Below are 18500 nucleotides of genomic sequence, written 5' to 3'. Positions count from 1 at the left end.
TCGGGCTTTTCTTATTAGCAAATAGCGGCACTTAACTGCCATAGGTTTGTTATCCGTTTTTTATCAACATATATTGGTCCTTACAAGGACTGCAATAGAGTAAGAGAAATCATTCCCCAACGAAATAGGTGCCAAACACAGCCCGAATATATTCAACGATACCCACAAAATGTCCCTTGGCAATATTAGAAAAAAAACAAATGAAAACATGCCTCTCAAAAACAGAATAAGCCTCCGATTTCCTTGTTTACAGGTTCACGGAGACCACTTCTTATTTTACAATGTATAGGCATGAGTTATTTAACTAACTCCTATCTTTTAGGGATTTCACATCCATCGTCATCACAGATAGGCCATCTTGGTTGTTTAAAACAGTTATTCTTCTTCTGCAAGGATTTTTTGCAATGCCTGTACGAACACCTCAGTTGGCTGAGCACCAGTAAGGGCGTACTTTTTATTTATAAGATAGAATGGGACCCCTGAAACCCCGTACTGTTGTGCGGTTTGCTCATCAGCGTGAACTTCGTCGGCCATCTCATCGCTTGAAAGCATTTTTGCAACAGCTTCCCGGTTTAAGCCCACTTCCGCTGCCAACTCCGTTAATGTTTCATGGTCACCAATATGCTTGGATTCGGTGAAATATGCACGTAAAATACGGTCAGTCATCTCTTTCATTAACCCATGCTTTTTCGCAAACATCGTCAAACGGTGAGCATCAAAGGTGTTCGTTAAGATTAGGGTATCCAACTGATAATCCAATCCGACTTCCTTCGCCATCTGGACCATATTAGCCGTATTTGCCTTTGCTTGGTCTATACTCATGCCATATTTCTTGGATAACATTTCATACATGTTTTCTTTTATGTCCCGTCCCATTGTCGGATCCAATTCAAAACACCTGTAGGTCACTTCAATTACATGGTCAATCTTCTGAATGGCGTCTTCCAGACGCCGTTTGCCAATATAGCAAAATGGTCAAGCAAAATCGGTCCACATTTCAATATGCATATTTTATCCCTCCAATTTTTTAATCTTCTATAGTATAGGGGTTTGACCAGGTTTTTACACGCAATTTGATTCTGTACTCCTACAGTACAATGTACTAGCTTTTTGGCTTAATTGCCTATTATCCATTAAAAAAGAATAAAATTAAAGAATCGTTTTACAATAAAAAACAGCACTCGTAAGTAAGCGAGTACTGCTCTCTAAATAAATAGTTATTATTGTAGTTTGGAGGTAGAAGTCACAGAAAGCGTAATCGAGGATTATGAAGCAGTGTTTCCAGTGCTCACCATTACCTGAATGATTTTTTTTTGAATAAAGTTTGAAGCTTACGTTCAACCCTATTACAGTCTCCTTCATTTTTCACCAATGCCATTTTTAATTCATTGATTGCCCGGAATACTCTTTTGCCTCAGAAACATGGATGTTTAATTTCGTCATTAGATAGGTTAATTCTTTAGCATATTTAAAGGTTTTCATAATATTCGCCTCTTTTCAATGTGCTTAAGGACATTATATGGGAAACACATTTAGTTAGGGATAAATTTACTGTAAATCAACAAATTCTTGTAACTAGCTTCACGAAACACAGACTAATTTACTATTGATAAATAACTAAAAATTAAAACAGTAAAGAGGTAACAACATGATTGATTGCATATGGAAAGAGCACCCATAAATGGATGCCCTCATAGAGTAATACAAAATATAAATAGAATAGTTATGTCTCTAAAAAGTATTGCAAACCTTCAACTATATCGTTTACCCGGTACTATTAATTGTTGGCTTTCTGAATATTTGATTTTACTAACTTTATTCCAAGCAGCATTGGAAGCGATCCTATACTACGATATAATCAAGAAATACTGTTTGTTGCTATTTGCCTCAGCATCAATTTTTCTTACCTCGTCGGTATAGTCAATCCATTTATAATTCCTTAATTTCTTATCCAGTTTCTTGGTTATTTCATCTTCAATATCATACATTAATGTAATTGTTTCATTAATTGTCATTTTAAAGTGATTGGCTGCCTGATGGTGGGGTGACTGTTCTTTCAAAAGGGATAAAAATTGCTCCTTTGTTTCAGATTGTTGGGCAAGCATATCTTCTATAGTTTCTATAAATTGATAAACCCGCCTTTTTTTCCTTGGCAGAGAAGCAACAATATGCCTTGCAAAAGTTTCCATCATTCTTTCATTCAATACAAACACCCCCCGTCTTTTCTTCTACGCCGAGTCTTTCCTTATTGTATATTCATTCTTGTATACTGATTATTCCTATGTCAGTAACTACGATTAAATGCAGACAGATAGGAAACCCTACACATGCCAGTATCTTTGATTACCAGCTCGATTTCTTAACACCTGGGATCTGTCCCTTATGTGCTAATTCACGGAAAGCGATACGAGACATCTTAAACTTTCTTAAGTACCCTCGTGGTCTTCCGGTAACTTGGCATCGGTTATGAAGCCTCCCGGGAGCAGAATCACGAGGAAGTCTGCTCAGCGCAACGTAATCTCCCTTTTGCTTCAATTCTTTTCTTAATTCCGCATACTTGTCAACCAATTGTTGTCTCTTTATCTCTTTAACAACTTTTGACTTCTTTGCCACTTGGAAATCCTCCTAGACATTTAGGGCTATCCCCTTTTACTTAATACACTTCAAGTACTTCCAGTTCAATAGACGTGAAACATTAAAATTCAATCTAACCTAGTGTTTGATTATTCTTTATCTTTCAAATTATACTTTTGCAAGAATCGATCCACTCTTCCTCCTTTGTCAGCAAATTTTTGCTTTCCTGTGTAAAACGGATGAGTATCTGAGCTAACCTCGACTTTAATTAGAGGGTAAGAATTCCCGTCTTCCCAATCGATCATTTCATTGGATGCCTTTGTAGAACCAGTCAAAAACTTAAACCCCGTGTTGGAATCCATAAATACTACTTTACGATAGTTTGGATGAATATTTGGTTTCATGCTATCACCTCAAAATTTATTTAATGATAATCGAAATCATTACGTTTTATAGTCTATACTATTATCGGCATATTGTAAACATTTTAATTCGTAATCATTACGCTTTATAAATTAAAATGATTACGTTTGTTTGGCATATGAAGTTTATGGGAGTTCGCGTGCATGCGTTTTTATAAAATTTTCCATGCTTAGAAACTCTTCATTTCTGGTTTTGCAAAAACTAAACTTCCGTCAACAGAAAAAAGCCGCCAAATAAGGCAGCTAATCTTAACTATTATGAAGCAAAATCAATGTTTTTTTCGTATATATAAACTCGGTTTTTTCCTGTACGCTTAACATTATACAAAGCCTGATCAGCCTGTTTAATAGTTTCATGTACTCCAGGATACTTTAGGCCATCCCACACTGCTCCTCCAACACTACAACCGACATGGACGGTTTCACCATTTATGTAGTATGGTTTATTTATCATTGAGATGATTTTTTCACCTATGATTTTTGCTTGTTTGATTGGGTCATTTATTGAGGTTAAAACAATAATGAATTCATCGCCGCCAAGTCTTGAAACGTACTCGTCACTTGTTATATTTTGTCTTAAACGTAAGGCTACTTGTTTAAGAAGTATATCCCCAGCGTCATGGCCAAGTTTATCATTTACAGCTTTGAAGCCGTCTAAATCTAAATACAAAATCGTTAAGGTTTCATATGTTCGGGTTGCGCTTTCTAAATATATATCAAGGGCCTTTCGGTTTGGAAGGCCTGTAAGATGATCATGGTGGGCAACAATCTCCATTTTCTCTAAGGCAGTCTCTGTCTTCGTTAGATTTGTAATAAGATTCCTTAATGAATTTGACAAGCTTTCTATCTCGTTGATTCCTTTATATGGCGGAATTTCAACTGTATCTCCCTCACTCAGGCGGTCCGCCACTTTCGTTATTCTTTTCAAAGGCTGTGTAATTTGGGCAGCAATTAACCATCCGCCTAACGCAAAAAGAATAACAAACACCATTCCAGTTATAACATAGTAGTGTTTTAATTCTTCTTTTACTGGTGCATAAGCAACCTCCACAGGCTGCCTAACTAAAACGGTCCAGCCTAAACCTTTATAGTTTTTATAGCCATCCGCTCGGACATATCCTGTTAGGTACTGTTTTCCATCCTCCCATGTTTCAATCGTCCAACCCTTTTTTTCGCTTCCGGCTAAACCGACACTTTTTATATTCAAAGGTTTGCCTAGCATGTCGTTGGGTCCTAGTATTACATCATTGTTTTTTTCACTAACTATAAAAAATTCAATTCCTTTTCGATTTTCTAAAGAATCTACCATGGTTCCTTTTACTTCTTTCATCCATTCCCTGCTTAAATGAGTAGCTAACACCCCAATGAATTGATTATCATAGCCATAAACAGGTGTACTTATATCGACAAACTTCAATTCTTCGCCTGAAGGATTAGGCAATAATTTCGCAAGGAGCACTGCCTCATGTACATCGCCTATAAACGTCTCCTCTAACGCCTCTCTGTATACTGGCCGGGCAGAAATATCAGCATCTCTAAGAATACCGTGTGTTGAAGCAAGTACATTTCCGTCTTTATCCGTAAATCCTACCCAAGCGAAGGACGGAAAATTTTCTTGTAATTTATTTAGTAAATTTTCAATACTTTCTACATCCTGTGGATCCCTTAATTCCTTTAATTCACTAAGAAGAGATACTTCTCCATATCTGGACCACATGTATTGATCCAAATTTTCTCCCATTGTATAAGCAGCTTCTCCAAGCGAATTACCGATTTCTGTCTCGACTTCCTTAACAGAACGCTGTCCTATAATTATGCTTAATGTACAAATTAAAATAAACACCATTAATCCAAAAGTGATGGATAACCGTGCACGCAGACTGTTAGACACACCCATAAACCCCACTCCATGAAAACAACAAAAAATACAATCAACCTATTTACAAAAGGTGATAAAAAATTCATTTCCCTCTGTTTTATATCGGATAGTACATCGATATTTTTACAACTCAATGATGAACTAATATATGTAAACTTGCTTCCCATCAAATTGACATTTTTCCAGCCGCGTCAATGTGTGTTTGTTGCGGATTTTCCGCAGTTTGTTGCGAAATGAGCCCAGTTTGGTACGAAATTTATTGCATTAGTTGCAAATCCCTGAAAGCGTTACGAACGTCATAGAATAAGTTGTCGCTCCCTAATTTAATATAAGTGTCCATCATCAAAAAAAGCTGCTCAGGCAGCAGCTTTTTCGAAATAACTAAAAATATTTAATATAACTATGATATACGTTATCTATAGACATCCCCATGTCCTCATATAACGCTTTTGCAGGGTGATTATCGGGTGCTGTCTGTAATGTCACATACCTTGCATTCTTTTCTTCACAAAACTGGTATACTCGCTTAATCAGCGACCTGGCAGCTCCTTTTTTTCTCCCGGACTCCTTTACAAACAAATCATTTAGTATGTAAGCTCTTTGCATACCCACAGATGAAAAAGTAGGATACACTTGTACAAAGCCAACTGCTTGAGGATCATCATCATAAGCAACAAAAATAACTGATTCCTGATTTGTTATTCGTTCCTGAATAAATTCTCTTGCTCCCATCTCATCGTTCGGTTGACCGTAAAACATACGGTATGCATTAAATAAAGGTACAATATCTTCTAATACCTCAATGTTCGCTTCAACAACTTTCATATACACCTTTCCCCCTTATTGAATTCTAACAAACTTTTTACCGACCCTCACAAAATGGTAAACATTATGGTTAAGAAATATAAATCTAGTCCTTATCCCTAATCGTACTGGAATATTTTCAACTGCTCAAACAGAAAATAGCAAATAACGGAGGTGACGATATTGCCAAACAATAAGGAAAAAATGCTAAAGGAAGCCGCTGAAAACACAAACGGTGAATCAATGCAAGGACCAGATTTTGAAAGACCAGGTTTGTCATGGACTTTGGCTGCACATGAAGGAACACAATCAAAACAAGATCAGACAGAATCAACAGACAAGTAAATCAGTTAAGGATATAACTACAATCACCTGGTAAGGTAAGGTTCGGTACTTGTTTTGTACACAGTATTAATGCTGCGGTTAATCTTTGTACCGGGCCTTTTTTTGAAAACCGATCAAAAAAAGTCAACATGCGAGAAAATTATTCTATACTTGATTACCATATCCGAAACTTGTGTTCTTTTTCCACATCTAGCCTAATATAAAAAGCTGCTAAACTTTTATCAAAGATAGATGAATAAAGTTAAATGCTAAGAAGAAAAAGAGCCAATGGCCCTTTTTCTTCTTAGCACCATTGACTCCTATTGCTTAAAAACACAATACCTTATCGTCTTAGCTTAGCTCGATAGTAGTCTTGTATACTTTGTATGATTGATAAAGTCAATGGCTATCAGCATCTCATCATCATAATTCGATCATTCTCCTGTAGCTTATCCAGAGGAAGTGACAAGTTTTGGCTGCCCTCATCCATAGCTAACAAAATACACAAATGCTCTTAGCGCGCTGCTCTTAAAACATACATTTTTCTACTTCGTTCCAGTTGAGCCGTGGCCTCCACGATCTTCATTCCCGAGCTGATCCACTTCTATAAATTCTATTTTAGGCATTTTCTCCATAATCCTGAATTGGCAAATACGCTCCCCAAACTCAATCTTAGAATCACGCAATGCATAAGCAGGAAAGAACCATTGGTCATTGTCACCCTTGTAGGATTCGTCAACTACTCCCATGGAGTTCGTTTGGATAATTCCGTAGTTCTTAAATGTGCTTGAACGTGGCACAACATGCGCTTCGAAATTATTGGGCAGCTCCATGCCTATTCCTAAAGGAATGAGGGTGAACTCATCTTTTTTAAGCTCCATTGTTTTTGCTGCACGTAAATCGATCCAATCTCCCTTTTCGATTTTCGTGATTTTTGGCAGGTCTTTATTGAAGTATTTAATTCTGATTTTCATATTCTGATCCACAACCTATCCTCACTATCAATAATCATAATCTTCATCATTCATTTGTTCGACAACTGACATAAGGTAGCCATTACCAACAGCCGAGAAGAAGTCATGATTCGTTGTTCCAGTTGATAAGCCATTTATGACAATTGGGTTGACGTCATCTGCTGTATCATTGAATAAAGGCGATAAGCCTAAGTTCATCAATGCTTTATTGGCGTTATAGCGCAGGAACACTTTTACATCCTCTGTCCAGCCAACTTCATCATAAAGATACTCCGTGTATTTCACTTCGTTTTGATACAACTGGAATAATAGATTGTAAGTCCAGGCTTTGATTTCTTCTTGTTCCTCTGGTGTCAGCTCGTTATAACCTAATTTGAACTTATATCCAATATATCCTCCATGCTGTGACTCATCACGAATAATAAGCTTAATGACCTCTGCAACGTTCATAAGCTTAGATTTTCCTAAATAATATAATGGTGTATAAAATCCGGAGTAAAACAGGAATGATTCCAGGAATACGCTAGCTACTTTCTTCTCCAAGCCTGTTCCATTTTTATAAATTTCATCGATGATACTTGCTTTAATTTGTAACGTTTCATGTGTTTCGGACCATTCGAAGATTTCACGGATTTCTTTATTTGTATTTAATGTACTAAAGATAGATGAGTAACTGCGAGCATGCTCAGATTCCATGAAGGCGATATTATTCAATACAGCAATTTCATGCTTCGTCCTGGCATCCGGCTTCAATGCATCTATACCTATTTCAGATTGAAGCGTATCTAGCATGGTTAACCCAACGAATACTCTCTCCACCAGGCGCTTTTCGTTATCAGGAAGATTTGTCCAATCTGCCTTGTCTTTTGATACAGGCATCCGAGTTGCCAACCAAAACTGTTCCGTTAACTTCTCATATGTTTTCTTGTCCATTATATCTTCTAACGCATTCCAGTTTATAGCTTTATATCGATTCATGTTTGAACAAATCCTCCTTAGATTGAGCACGATTCACAATAGTTAGCCCCAACCTCATCGCCATCATCGGTATAGGTTCTAATGTAGTAGACTGATTTAATACCTTGCTTCCAGGCGTAATTACGCAAGATATTTAAATCACGTGTTGTTTTCTTTGTTGGATATTCACTATTGGCTTTCCATTCATACAATCCCTCAGGAAGTTCCGATCTCATGAATAGAGTCATGCTCAATCCCTGGTCAACATGCTTTTGTGCGGTAGCATAAATATCAATGATCTTTCGCTGATCAATGTCGTACGCTGATTGATAATATTTAATAGTATCATCCGATAAGTATGGTGCAGGATAATAAACTTTACCACGCTTGCCTTCTGTCCTTTCTTCAATGCGCTGCGTGATAGGGTGAATCGATGCTGTAGCTTCATTTACATATGAAATGGAACCTGTAGGTGCTACAGCCAGTCGATATGCATTGTAAATACCATGTTTCTGCACTGATTCCTTAAGCCGCGCCCAATCTTCTTTTGTCGGAATCTGAATATGCGCAAACAGCTCTGCCACTCTAGGATGCTTTGGCGTGTAATCGGTTTGTAAATAGTGCTCAAAGTATTCACCTGTTGCATAAGTGGACTTTTCAAATTCATAAAATTTCTTGCCGGTCTCAATTGAGATATTGTTACTCTCCACCAAGGTCCAATAATTTAACAGCAAGAAGTACAAATCTGTAATCTCAATGGATTCCGGTGAACCATACATGATTTGGTTCTTGGCGAAGTATCCATGCAGGTTCATTGCTCCGAGGCCGACAGAATGATACATATCGTTACCATTCTTAACGGTAGGGACTACATCGATATTAGATTCATCTGAAACATATGTTAACGCACGAAGCATTACTCTTACGGATTTTCCAAAATCCGGCGAATCCATCAGATTAACAACATTAGTTGATCCTAAATTACAGCTGATATCGTGACCTAAAAACTCATAGTTCTGGTCATCACGAATGATTGAATCTTTCATGACCTGGAATATTTCTGTACAAAGATTGCTCATTACGATTCTTCCGCTGATAGGATTGGCATTGTTGGCAGTATCTATATTGATTATATACGGATATCCACTTTCATTTTGCAGATTGCTAATCTCTGTTTCAAGCTCTCGTGCCTTGATTTTCGACTTGCGAATGTTAGGGTTGTTTACCATGCTGTCATATTCTTTGGTTATATCAACATGCGAGAATGGTACACCGTATTCCTTTTCAACATCATGTGGTGAAAACAGATACATATTTTCGTTATTTTTTGTTAATTCATAAAATTTATCTGGCACTACCAAGCCTAGTGAAAGAGTTTTGATTCGTACTTTTTCATCTGCATTTTCTTTTCGTACAGAAAGGAAGTCAACAACGTCTGGGTGGAAGATGCTTAGATAAACCACACCTGCTCCATCTCTCGCTCCGCCCTGATTAGCATATGAGAAGGCATCTTCGAACATTTTCATCACAGGAACGACACCATCTGCAAGTCCATATATTCCCTTGATTGGATCATTGTTTGCACGAATATTGGTTAAGCTGATCCCTACGCCGCCGCCTAGTTTTGATAACTGTAATGCAGAGTTAATAGAACGGCCAATGGAATTCATGTCATCCGAAACAGTTAATAAGAAGCATGAAACCATTTCCCCTGCACGTTTCTTACCAATATTCAAGAAAGTAGGAGTTGCAGGCTGATAGCGCTGGTTTATCAATTCATCTGCCAAGTCAAGAGCCAATTGTTCATTACCGTTTGCGAGCGCCAGTGCATTAAAAGCCAGCCGGTCTTCAAATCGTTCCAGAAAGCGTTGTTTATCATCTGTCTTCAACGCATATTGCTGATAAAATTTATAGGCACCCATGAAAGATCGAAAACGGAATTTATGCTTGTAGATTTTTTTAAATAGTTCCTTCACGAATTTCCTGCTGTATAGATTTAAAAAATCTTCTTTGATGAAATTGTTTTCGATTAAATAATCTAGCTTTTCATCTAACGTATGAAAGAAAACAGTATTCGGATTTACATACTCCAAGAAGTATGCTTTTGCAGCTTCTTTATCCTTATCCAGCTGTATCTTATTGCCCTTTGGTATGTTTAATAAGTTATTTAATTTAAAATATGTATCTTCTTTAACTTTGAGGCTGAGCTCTGGACTCTTCAATCGATGACACTTCCTTCTTAAATTGCATGATATCTTTGTCGGTACCGCTAAATTCAAATTTGAATATCAGAGGCTTGCCGTATTTCTTTGATAACTCTTCTGCATTAAAACAATAGCTCATATCAAAGTTTTTATTCCCGCTTCCAACAAAGCCTTTTAAAAAGTGAATATTCTTTTTATGTTCAATAAAGCTGCTTATCACATCTGTAATATCATCATCGTAGGTAGGGGCTATCACAATAAATTCTTGATCAACCTCTGTAAGAGGGTTGGAGTAATTTAATTCTACGGAATCCATCCCAACCCGCTCTACAAAGTTTTTTACATTACCTGTTAAAGAAAGATAAACGATTAACATTACTTCTTTAACGCTTGTAATTTATCCGGTTGAAAACCAGTGAAAGGTTCTTGCCCCTCTACAACAACTACCGGCATTTCACGCAACCCTAATGTATTTACCACGAAGTCATATGCCTTTTCATCTTCTTCAACATTGAATGTTTGAAATTCAATACCTTCACCCTGTAAAACATTCTTTGTCATATCGCACCTAGGGCAACCATTTTTAGTGTATACAGTAATATTACTCATCTGAAAAACTCCCCTTAATTCATATTTTTATAATTTAGCATGTTAAGTTCGGATTTTGAAGTGTTTTGTTTTTCTGTATTCCTTCTTTAATTATCCTTAGTGATTACTTCTTGAAAATGAACCCGTTATTGTTTGAGTGTATCCTTATTCCATTGTCCAATTTCTGAACTTTCTGCACTGATATAATTAACTTGTCGAGAATATTTTTAGCTTCAGAAAAGTTTATGAATTTGGTGTCTCCTCCTAAAAAAAAATCGTTTGTATATTAAAATATTAATCTTTTATTTCTTAATTATTGAGCATATCATTATATAGGCAAAATTACCCATATTTTATAGTAAGAGAGGCGGTCCATATCAATGCAAAATGTCGATGCATTCATTAAGGAAATGTTTAAAAAAACAACTCCCGAATAATATGAAATAATCCATTCACTACGGCAAAAATTTTCAGATCCAGTAATTAATGTTCTGCTATCTTGCATTGCAACAAAGCACTATGGCAAGTTACCGAAGGACTCCATTGAAAAAATTTCCAATGAGTGGAAAACCATAGGTGTTGAGACATTGGATTACTCTATAATAGCAGCAATAGACACTAGCGAGGAATATAAATAGGTATGCCTTAAGAAAATAGAGTCTAAACCTAGTATAAGTATTGAAGTAAAAATAAGCAAAGTGCACATATAAGCTTGTTAATTCTTGCAAAAAATATAAAACCGTTGCAGGTTATCCAATTTACAAATTACATTTAATAGGTCTGTTTCCAATTATTCTTGCAGTTTTAAGGCAACAAAATAAACCCTAGCAGAGCATCCACTCAATAAAAAAAGCCCTCATCGCACAAGGTTTTTTTTATATCAAACAACCCGCAAGGAGCATTTGTAAAGATGAAAATTATAAGGAGATGATGGATGTAGCAAAAGATGTAGTATTTGGAGTCTTTACTTACTATTAGTGCCGTTACAGAAGAGACAGCCGCTTCTTCTGAGGAGGTTTCAGCAGCAGTACAGCAGCAAACAGCATCCATGGCGGAAATCAACAGTAAAATGGCCGAGCTGGCTTCTTCTACAGAAAAACTGAAGCAAGCTATAGGGATCTTTAAATCCTAGAGACATTATTTTCCAGCCTTGTTACGAAAAACCCTCGATCACTCTAATTGGAGTCAACGAGGGTTTTATTACTTGTCCAATAATTGTTATGGAACTGTCGCCTGAAGCTTAATATACTCAAGGTACGTGCATTTAGCCATTCCCCTGCACGATACCTCAGGTTTCGAATGGATCCGGCTTTCATTAAAATTTTCTTAGCTTTGCAAATGAAATCAGGTTTAATAAATTGATTTTATTTTCTTTCCCCACTGAACGTACGCGACCAAAAAAGGCACCAAGAAATTCTTCCCAAAGGGGGCCAAGGCTTTTTTTTGCAGAAGGATCATCCCGGAGTGATGCAATGGTTGCATGCAATGCCTGATCAAGATGCGTAAGGGCTTGTTTCAAATGGCCAATTACTTCATTATCCTGATTTTTTTCCATTTTATCTCTCCTTCAATGCCATACATCTTACTTTTAATGAAAGATACGGTTCTGGTTTTCAGATTCATATGCTTCCCCATCGATAAAAATATCTTTATCCAGGCTTTTTCGAATTCGTTCAAATTTAACCTCTGCCGCAAAATCTTCAATTCCTTCTTTGGTCATAACGATCAAATACTTCATTTGTCTCGATACATCCCTGACGATCGGGCGCATGGAGTTTTTTACAACAGGCAATAGTGCCGATGTAGCCAGAACCATTGCAGATCCAATCACAATGCGTTGTAAATTCCTTTCTAGCATGAGCAGGCCTCCTTTATTGAACGTTATTACTTATTTGGTCATGTTTTTGTTTTTTTATACCCCCGAACTAAGCGGCTGCCTCCATTTCTTCATGGCCTTTCAGGGAAGTCGGGAAGAAGCGTAAATTTAAAACAGGGCTTGCGATCCGCGCGGCAGCTGTTGCTACTAGAAGAATTGGGCCCCAGCTCCACAATGGCAATGAAACCGTTTTAAAAATCCCCGATAATGGGGGAAGATAAACCACACTTAATAAGGATAGCCAAGAGATTCCAAGGGCTCCTATCAAAAAGCGGTCATTTGTTAAATCTTTTAGGGATTCGCCTGAATTAGCTTGCCTCCATGAGAATGTCTGGATAAGCTGGCCTGCCACTAACGTAGCAAATGCAATAGTTTGTGCAGCCCCCAAAGACATTCCAACCCTTAGACTCCAAATAAACAAACCTAATGATCCGGTTCCTAACATAGCCCCTCGTGTTAGAACTTCTCGGTATAATTTCCGGTCCACAATATCCTGGCGTTTTGTTTCTTTCTTCTTGCTGCCTGGGTTTACAGCAAGAATCATGGCAGGTAGAGCATCAGTAAGCATATTCATTAATAGAATTTGTACCGGAACCACTGGCAATGGTAACCCCGCAATAACAGCCATCGAAGTCACAAGAATCTCGGCCAGGTTTCCGCTCAAAAGACATCCAATCGCTTTTCGAATATTTCCGATAATGGTCCGGCCTTCTTTTACTCCATCTACAATGGAACCGAAATGATCTTCTTTTAGAACCATGTCAGCCGTTTCTTTTGTTACCTGTGTACCGGTTTGTCCCATTGCAATTCCTACATCTGCTTTTTTTATTGCCGGGGAATCATTTACCCCATCACCCGTCATCGCTACGATATGCCCTTTTTTCTGAAGCATCGTTACAATCCTCAGCTTATGTTCAGGGCTAACTCTCGCATATATGACAACGTCCTCTATGATATTCTTCAACTCTTCATCCGATAGGCGATCCAATTCGTGGCCTGTCAGCACTTTTTTGTTGGCATCATATATACCGATTTGTTTAGCTATTGCCAGCGCTGTTAGCGGATGGTCCCCGGTGATCATAACAGGCTTAATTCCTAGCTCAACAGCTTCACGGATGCTTTTTTCGACCTCCGGCTTTGGAGGATCCATCATTCCGACAAGTCCAACATAAATGAGTCCTGAATCTATGTCCTCCATGACTTGCTTGCCCACCGGTTTGTCTATTTTACGATATGCAAAACCTAAAACACGTAAGGCGTGACTTGCCAGTGCATTATTTTGTTCCATAATTTTCGAACGAATCTTTTCATTTAACTGATAGATTTTGCCGTTTTTCTGATAGTGTGTACAAATATTTAAGAGCTTTTCAACAGAACCCTTTGTCATAACAAAGCATTGGTTCTCGTTATTTTCTTCATGGCAAACAACACTCATTTTTCCACTGCTTGAGTCAAAAGGAATTTCTTCAAGCCGTTTAAAGCGATGGTTATTTTTTGTTAACCCAGATTTTTCGGCAAGCGAAAGAAGCGCCCCTTCAGTAGGATCACCTTTAACATTCCATTTCCCCTCAACTTCATAGATGTGAGCATTATTGCAGGCCAGACCTATCTTCAATAGCTGCTCTACATCGGGACACTCTGTTTCAGTTACCCCATTTTCCATAATTCCACCAACTGGGTTATAACCATCTCCAGTAACCAGAAACTCTTTGTCTAGAGTTAAAATCCGTTTGACAGTCATTTCATTTTTCGTTAAAGTACCAGTTTTATCAGTACATATTACGGTCGTCCTCCCCAATGTTTCCAGGGCGGATAATTTTCGTACCAGTGCTTTATTTTTTGCCATACGGAAAATGCCTGCTGTCAGGGCAAAGGTAATGGTCATCGGGAGTCCTTCCGGTATCGCTGAAGCTGTGAGAGCCAGGGAGGTATTAACCATCTGCGTAATTGGCACTCCCCTTAATAATCCCGAGACAAAAACAAGTACCCCCACTGCCAGAGCACCTTTCATAAATTTCTTACTTATGGATGTCACTTGCTTTTGAAGCGGTGTGGCATGATCTTCATCCTCGGTTAAAAGGGTTAACAGATGGCCCATTTCTGTATGTTTGCCTGTTTGGACAACAACCGCCTTACACTTTCCACGAGTAATATGCGTACCCATATAGATCATGTTAGTTCTGTCTGTAATCGGCACAGTTTCCTTTATGTGGGACTCCTGCTTTGCAACTGGGAGCGATTCGCCAGTCAATGCTGATTCATTAACCTCTAAGCTCCAGGATTGGATTATCCGAAGATCAGCAGGCACTCGGTCACCAGATTCGAGCTCAACAATATCTCCAGGCACTAGTTCGTGCGCTGCAATATCACTTACCTCACCCTCGCGAATGACCCGGCAGGTTGGAGGAACAAATTGGCTCATCATTTCAACTGCGCGATCTGCTTTTCTTTCTTGGAATGTGCCAATTCCGGCGTTAACCAAAAGAATAGTACCCATGATAAGACCATCAAACAAATGGCCTGTAAACATGCTAAGAAGCGCGGTCGCACCCAATACCTGCGTGGTAAATTCTTTAAACTGGGCTAAGTAGGTTGTTATCCAATGAGGACGGGCTTTCGATATAAGCTGGTTTTTGCCATACAGCTTAAGTGCCTCATTTACTTGTTCATCGCTTAGGCCATTCTCAGTATCCGTCTTAAAGTGACGCAAAATTTTACCAGCTTGCATTGAATGCCATGGTGTTTTACCTGTCTTGGAAAGTCCACTTCCGCGGATACCAGAACTAGATAACTGGCGTTCCGTCCAAACCTTTGCTCTCGACATGAACTGTAAAGATAATACATCACCTATTAAATTTATAAGCGGGGCACTAATGACTAGAGGCATCGCCAAAATGGACCCTGTTACGTTCCAAAGCTTGGTTAATAATCCGTTTTGTTTAACCAACCTCTTTAGACCCAGGCTATAATCCATCGTTTTTGTTACGTCCCGTATTTCGTCAAATGTGCAGTATGGATAAAAGGAAATCACTTTATTCTTTTCAAGAGCCTCTTCCTTGACAACTACAAGTACATCTTCGCGCTTTTGTATTTGAAGTTGATCATGCGGGATCAACTCGATCCTGAATTCTTTTAGGCTTTCTGCTAAACGATTAGGATTAATTTTATATTCGTTATTGATAAATGAAACTTTCCCACCTGCTAAAAGAGTCAACAGGGGAATGCACTCTTTTAAAATAGATCCTTCTGTGGATAAAAGTGAAGCATCTTCAAACACAATCGTGTTTAGTTTTGTTAACTGATACACAGACCCATTCTTAGGAATGGCTTTCTTATTTTCTCTGGCCGCATGCTCTGCCTGTTTCCACGCATATTCAGTGGAAACAGTGATTGGACGTGGATTTGCAGCAAGCAAAACAGCTAAAAACACCATCGGGTTTCGAGTGACTGCAAATGCAGCTGCTGCTCCGAGAAACCCAAGCTTTGATGAAATACGGCTGTATGCTTCAATCTCCTCTAAAACGAATTCCTGATCCATCAGGTCGTTACGGACTGTTGCTCTTCTTTTCCAATTTAAGTACTGTATCAAGCTTAAGCCAGCTAACACAATCAAATTTTCACGAATCAATGCCAAAGTGATAGCACTTGCTGATAATAGAACATCTACATTAACCTTCTTTTCTCGCCATAGCATCTTAAGTCTCTTCTTTATAAATGGGTAACCTGTTGCAATCGACAACCCCGCCGCAATATAAAAAGGAACAGGGTGCCTTCCCCATTGCCACCTACCGAAAAATAATTGTTTTATACCCAGAATTGCTAGCCCCCCAACCGATAAGGCTAGGGGCAAGGGCACTTTATCATCTGAAGGTGCCCGGGCTCTAGAATGGCTTGGAAGGTTTCGTAACATGGACCCAAACATTTGTTGCGGAGCCTGTCCACCTCTCCCTAACGGAAGTTCATGCGATACAGCTACTTCATTAAAGACCATGGAATCTTCTTGTGTTGTTTCCATGCCATGTTTATGAGGTTCCTTGTCTACTGGACCATTTACACCCAAATGGTGAGTAAACAGGGCTTGTTCAAAGCGTGCGATATAGGAGCACAATTGAGCGAGCGGAAGAATATTTTCATCATAATAGACAAGAACCTTGCCTGTGATGATACTTGCTTCCACATGGAGAATTCCTTCTATTGAGGAGAAAATATCTGTAAAGCGAAGTCCTACTTCGGGATTGTTTTTCAGCCCATACAATTCTGTACGGATCCTCCCTGACAAAGCATGGTAGGCTCTTTTCTTAAAAGATAATTCCATATGCTTTTGGCACCTCCCCGGTTAGATAATAGAATTATTCTTTTCTTTTGTAGCTGATTTATTCATCGGCGCCAAAACCGGAAAGTCGGTTTTACATATTTTCTGGGGATAAAATTGTCTTTTTTGGGGCAAACTTTAATGAAAAAGAGGAGGTTTTTCAACATGTTAAAGCGTTTATTATCATTTAGCAATCCATTGGGAATAGCCTTCACAGCAGCCGCTATTATATTGACTGTGTCACCTGAAGCCAGGAAAGGAACGCGTAAAATGCTGGTTAAGGGTGCTGGGGCTTTGCTTTCCGTTGGCGATCAAGTAAAAATGTTAACGCTCGGGGCGAGAAAAGAACTGGGCACATTTGTTGATGAAGCAAAAGTGGAAAAAGAACAAATGGCCTTGCCAGATTTTTCAGAGATGATGAAGAATGTTGGACAAAATACAAAAACAAAAATGAACTCAGTATTTGATGATATGAAGTTCCCGGTAGAAAAACCTCTGTCAGGCTTATCTCACGCTATGGAAACCAGTGAAGAATTTATGGATCATAACTTTAGAGAATTGAATGATGATCTCACTAATGGTACGGTTACCAAGAAGCCAGCTAAGAAAGTCGCCGTAAAAAAGAAAAATATTCACGTACAGCATAATGCACCAAATGTTCTGAGTGACCAAGCTTTTAATACGCTGATAAGCAAACCAACAATTGAATAGAAAAAGAGAAATCACTCATCATAAAGGCCAGGAAAAACAAGAGACAATCCATAACAAGGTACATTACTATCTTATAGTAGTGTACCTTGTTAATTTTTTATGTATTCTACTAGTATTAAAAAGTATTTACATTAAAACGTAAGTCGAAAACACTCTCGGTTCTCTTATTGTTTATTAACACGTTATTGAACGAAGCTGTTAGCAAAGCAAGTAGTAACGAAGTGTTTCGTTCATGGTAATATAGGAGAAATAAAATCGAAAAGGAGCCTGTTTCAGATCTACGGTTAAGGACATTTTACTTGCCTGGTTCTTGAATTTTGTCTTTCTTGGCCAGGATGAAGGACTTTTTACTAGCCTGGTTCTCCAATTTTGTCTTTCAATATATTGCGACCCTATTGCCTTTTGCTTTTAGCCAACTTTTTATAAGAACTCAATTGATGATTCTAGTTAACATGTGATGCAATTTTCAGAGTGAGTGAGTTTTGGCATTTCATTATGTAACAATCGGTAGTTTGTCCCATTTGGGTTGTTAAATAGTATGCTTCCTGCATTATGACCGACATAAGTACCAATCCGACCGCCAATCATGCTCCCGATCATAGATCCAATGATTGTTCCCACTCCCGGAATGATCGCTGATCCAAGGATTGCACCATATTCCAGTCCAGCCATAGTACCAAAACTGCCCGTGACATTTTTGGTGGTTTGAATAGCATACACTTTTTTGTCCATAGCACCAGCCGCCAATGCCCGCGTGTCATTTATTTGAGCCATGCCTCCAGATAATACACCTGCCCAAAATGATACCCCTTTAAACATATAGCACCGTCCTTTCCCTTTTACTATTTCCATATTGATGAAGAACCATGTAAACA

At 38.4% G+C, this 18500-nt stretch carries 19 protein-coding genes; 4 read left to right on the top strand and 15 right to left on the bottom strand.

The window, feature by feature from the left end; genetic code table 11:
• Positions 1–375: 375 nt before the first annotated feature.
• The 6 genes from CUU64_RS15180 to CUU64_RS15155 all read right to left on the bottom strand — a co-directional run bounded on the left by CUU64_RS15180 (position 376) and on the right by CUU64_RS15155 (position 5700).
• The gene (locus tag CUU64_RS15180; RefSeq protein ID WP_374702726.1) at positions 376–915 is read right to left on the bottom strand and encodes a DsbA family oxidoreductase; all 540 of its coding nucleotides are present in this window, start codon (positions 913–915) and stop codon (positions 376–378) included.
• 932 nt (positions 916–1847) lie between these two features.
• Positions 1848–2213: a hypothetical protein gene (locus CUU64_RS15175; protein ID WP_374702724.1), complete on the bottom strand. Its 366-nt coding sequence runs from the start codon at positions 2211–2213 to the stop codon at positions 1848–1850.
• A gap of 130 nt (positions 2214–2343) precedes the next feature.
• Positions 2344–2613, bottom strand: a complete 270-nt coding sequence (gene rpsN / locus CUU64_RS15170) for a 30S ribosomal protein S14 (protein ID WP_101634431.1) — start codon at positions 2611–2613, stop codon at positions 2344–2346.
• Positions 2614–2723: 110 nt separating this feature from the next.
• The gene (locus CUU64_RS15165) at positions 2724–2978 is read right to left on the bottom strand and encodes a type B 50S ribosomal protein L31 (protein WP_101634430.1); all 255 of its coding nucleotides are present in this window, start codon (positions 2976–2978) and stop codon (positions 2724–2726) included.
• Between the two features lie 274 nt (positions 2979–3252).
• Positions 3253–4893 (bottom strand): sensor domain-containing diguanylate cyclase, encoded by a 1641-nt coding sequence (locus tag CUU64_RS22960; protein WP_101634429.1) that lies wholly within the window; start codon positions 4891–4893, stop codon positions 3253–3255.
• A gap of 363 nt (positions 4894–5256) precedes the next feature.
• A complete protein-coding gene (locus CUU64_RS15155) occupies positions 5257–5700 on the bottom strand; it encodes a GNAT family N-acetyltransferase (RefSeq protein WP_101634428.1) in 444 nt (147 codons plus the stop codon).
• 162 nt (positions 5701–5862) lie between these two features.
• On the opposite strand from CUU64_RS15155, the gene CUU64_RS22085 reads away from it, so the two are divergent.
• Positions 5863–6024, top strand: a complete 162-nt coding sequence (locus tag CUU64_RS22085) for a hypothetical protein (RefSeq protein ID WP_180954623.1) — start codon at positions 5863–5865, stop codon at positions 6022–6024.
• 524 nt (positions 6025–6548) lie between these two features.
• On the opposite strand, the gene CUU64_RS15150 is transcribed toward CUU64_RS22085, so the two are convergent.
• Genes CUU64_RS15150 through CUU64_RS15130 form a run of 5 tightly spaced genes read right to left on the bottom strand, consistent with a single transcriptional unit; the run spans position 6549 to position 10747 of the window.
• A complete protein-coding gene (locus CUU64_RS15150) occupies positions 6549–6977 on the bottom strand; it encodes a dUTP diphosphatase (protein ID WP_101634427.1) in 429 nt (142 codons plus the stop codon).
• Between the two features lie 27 nt (positions 6978–7004).
• Entirely contained in the window at positions 7005–7955 is a 951-nt protein-coding gene (gene nrdF / locus CUU64_RS15145) for a class 1b ribonucleoside-diphosphate reductase subunit beta (protein ID WP_101634426.1), read from the bottom strand.
• Between the two features lie 17 nt (positions 7956–7972).
• Entirely contained in the window at positions 7973–10156 is a 2184-nt protein-coding gene (gene nrdE / locus CUU64_RS15140; RefSeq protein WP_101634425.1) for a class 1b ribonucleoside-diphosphate reductase subunit alpha, read from the bottom strand.
• Positions 10125–10514, bottom strand: coding sequence for a class Ib ribonucleoside-diphosphate reductase assembly flavoprotein NrdI (gene nrdI, locus CUU64_RS15135; RefSeq protein ID WP_101634424.1), 390 nt, complete (start codon positions 10512–10514; stop codon positions 10125–10127). The genes nrdE and nrdI overlap by 32 nt, the downstream gene beginning before the upstream one ends.
• Positions 10514–10747: a glutaredoxin family protein gene (locus CUU64_RS15130; protein ID WP_101634423.1), complete on the bottom strand. Its 234-nt coding sequence runs from the start codon at positions 10745–10747 to the stop codon at positions 10514–10516. Before CUU64_RS15130 ends, nrdI begins: the two co-directional genes overlap by 1 nt.
• A 422-nt stretch (positions 10748–11169) precedes the next feature.
• Here CUU64_RS15130 and CUU64_RS23350 point away from each other — a divergent pair, with 422 nt between their 5' ends.
• Both CUU64_RS23350 and CUU64_RS22080 read left to right on the top strand, forming a co-directional pair.
• On the top strand, positions 11170–11364 hold the full coding sequence (locus CUU64_RS23350; protein WP_483861838.1) for a hypothetical protein: 195 nt from the start codon (positions 11170–11172) through the stop codon (positions 11362–11364).
• 317 nt (positions 11365–11681) lie between these two features.
• Positions 11682–11858 (top strand): hypothetical protein, encoded by a 177-nt coding sequence (locus CUU64_RS22080; protein WP_180954622.1) that lies wholly within the window; start codon positions 11682–11684, stop codon positions 11856–11858.
• Between the two features lie 183 nt (positions 11859–12041).
• Here CUU64_RS22080 and CUU64_RS15125 read toward each other — a convergent pair whose 3' ends face one another.
• The 3 genes from CUU64_RS15125 to CUU64_RS15115 all read right to left on the bottom strand — a co-directional run bounded on the left by CUU64_RS15125 (position 12042) and on the right by CUU64_RS15115 (position 16917).
• Positions 12042–12281, bottom strand: coding sequence for a hypothetical protein (locus CUU64_RS15125; RefSeq protein ID WP_101634422.1), 240 nt, complete (start codon positions 12279–12281; stop codon positions 12042–12044).
• Between the two features lie 33 nt (positions 12282–12314).
• Complete coding sequence (locus tag CUU64_RS15120) at positions 12315–12584, bottom strand: hypothetical protein (RefSeq protein WP_101634421.1); 270 nt, start codon at positions 12582–12584, stop codon at positions 12315–12317.
• A 67-nt stretch (positions 12585–12651) separates the two neighbouring features.
• Entirely contained in the window at positions 12652–16917 is a 4266-nt protein-coding gene (locus tag CUU64_RS15115) for a cation-translocating P-type ATPase (RefSeq protein ID WP_101634420.1), read from the bottom strand.
• A 162-nt stretch (positions 16918–17079) separates the two neighbouring features.
• Between CUU64_RS15115 and CUU64_RS22075 the strand changes: the two genes are divergently transcribed.
• Positions 17080–17625, top strand: coding sequence for a hypothetical protein (locus tag CUU64_RS22075; RefSeq protein WP_180954621.1), 546 nt, complete (start codon positions 17080–17082; stop codon positions 17623–17625).
• 447 nt (positions 17626–18072) lie between these two features.
• Here the strand turns inward: CUU64_RS22075 and CUU64_RS15105 are convergent, their stop codons facing one another.
• Positions 18073–18444: a hypothetical protein gene (locus CUU64_RS15105; protein ID WP_101634419.1), complete on the bottom strand. Its 372-nt coding sequence runs from the start codon at positions 18442–18444 to the stop codon at positions 18073–18075.
• Positions 18445–18500: the final 56 nt, after the last annotated feature.

Source organism: Bacillus sp. V5-8f (assembly GCF_002863565.1).
Taxonomy (GTDB): Bacteria; Bacillota; Bacilli; order Bacillales; family DSM-1321; genus Peribacillus.
Note: the sequence above shows the minus strand (reverse complement) of the source record. Positions and strands in the feature narration are given on the sequence as shown.

Coding starts and splice junctions, on each gene's coding strand:
- CUU64_RS15125 (WP_101634422.1), bottom strand. CDS start 12,281: ATGGAAAAAAATCAGGATAATGAAGTAATTGGCCATTTGAAACAAGCC.
- CUU64_RS22960 (WP_101634429.1), bottom strand. CDS start 4,893: ATGGGTGTGTCTAACAGTCTGCGTGCACGGTTATCCATCACTTTTGGA.
- CUU64_RS15105 (WP_101634419.1), bottom strand. CDS start 18,444: ATGTTTAAAGGGGTATCATTTTGGGCAGGTGTATTATCTGGAGGCATG.
- nrdF (WP_101634426.1), bottom strand. CDS start 7,955: ATGAATCGATATAAAGCTATAAACTGGAATGCGTTAGAAGATATAATG.
- CUU64_RS15115 (WP_101634420.1), bottom strand. CDS start 16,917: ATGGAATTATCTTTTAAGAAAAGAGCCTACCATGCTTTGTCAGGGAGG.
- CUU64_RS15155 (WP_101634428.1), bottom strand. CDS start 5,700: ATGAAAGTTGTTGAAGCGAACATTGAGGTATTAGAAGATATTGTACCT.
- CUU64_RS15130 (WP_101634423.1), bottom strand. CDS start 10,747: ATGAGTAATATTACTGTATACACTAAAAATGGTTGCCCTAGGTGCGAT.
- nrdI (WP_101634424.1), bottom strand. CDS start 10,514: ATGTTAATCGTTTATCTTTCTTTAACAGGTAATGTAAAAAACTTTGTA.
- CUU64_RS15165 (WP_101634430.1), bottom strand. CDS start 2,978: ATGAAACCAAATATTCATCCAAACTATCGTAAAGTAGTATTTATGGAT.
- CUU64_RS22075 (WP_180954621.1), top strand. CDS start 17,080: ATGTTAAAGCGTTTATTATCATTTAGCAATCCATTGGGAATAGCCTTC.
- CUU64_RS15150 (WP_101634427.1), bottom strand. CDS start 6,977: ATGAAAATCAGAATTAAATACTTCAATAAAGACCTGCCAAAAATCACG.
- CUU64_RS15120 (WP_101634421.1), bottom strand. CDS start 12,584: ATGCTAGAAAGGAATTTACAACGCATTGTGATTGGATCTGCAATGGTT.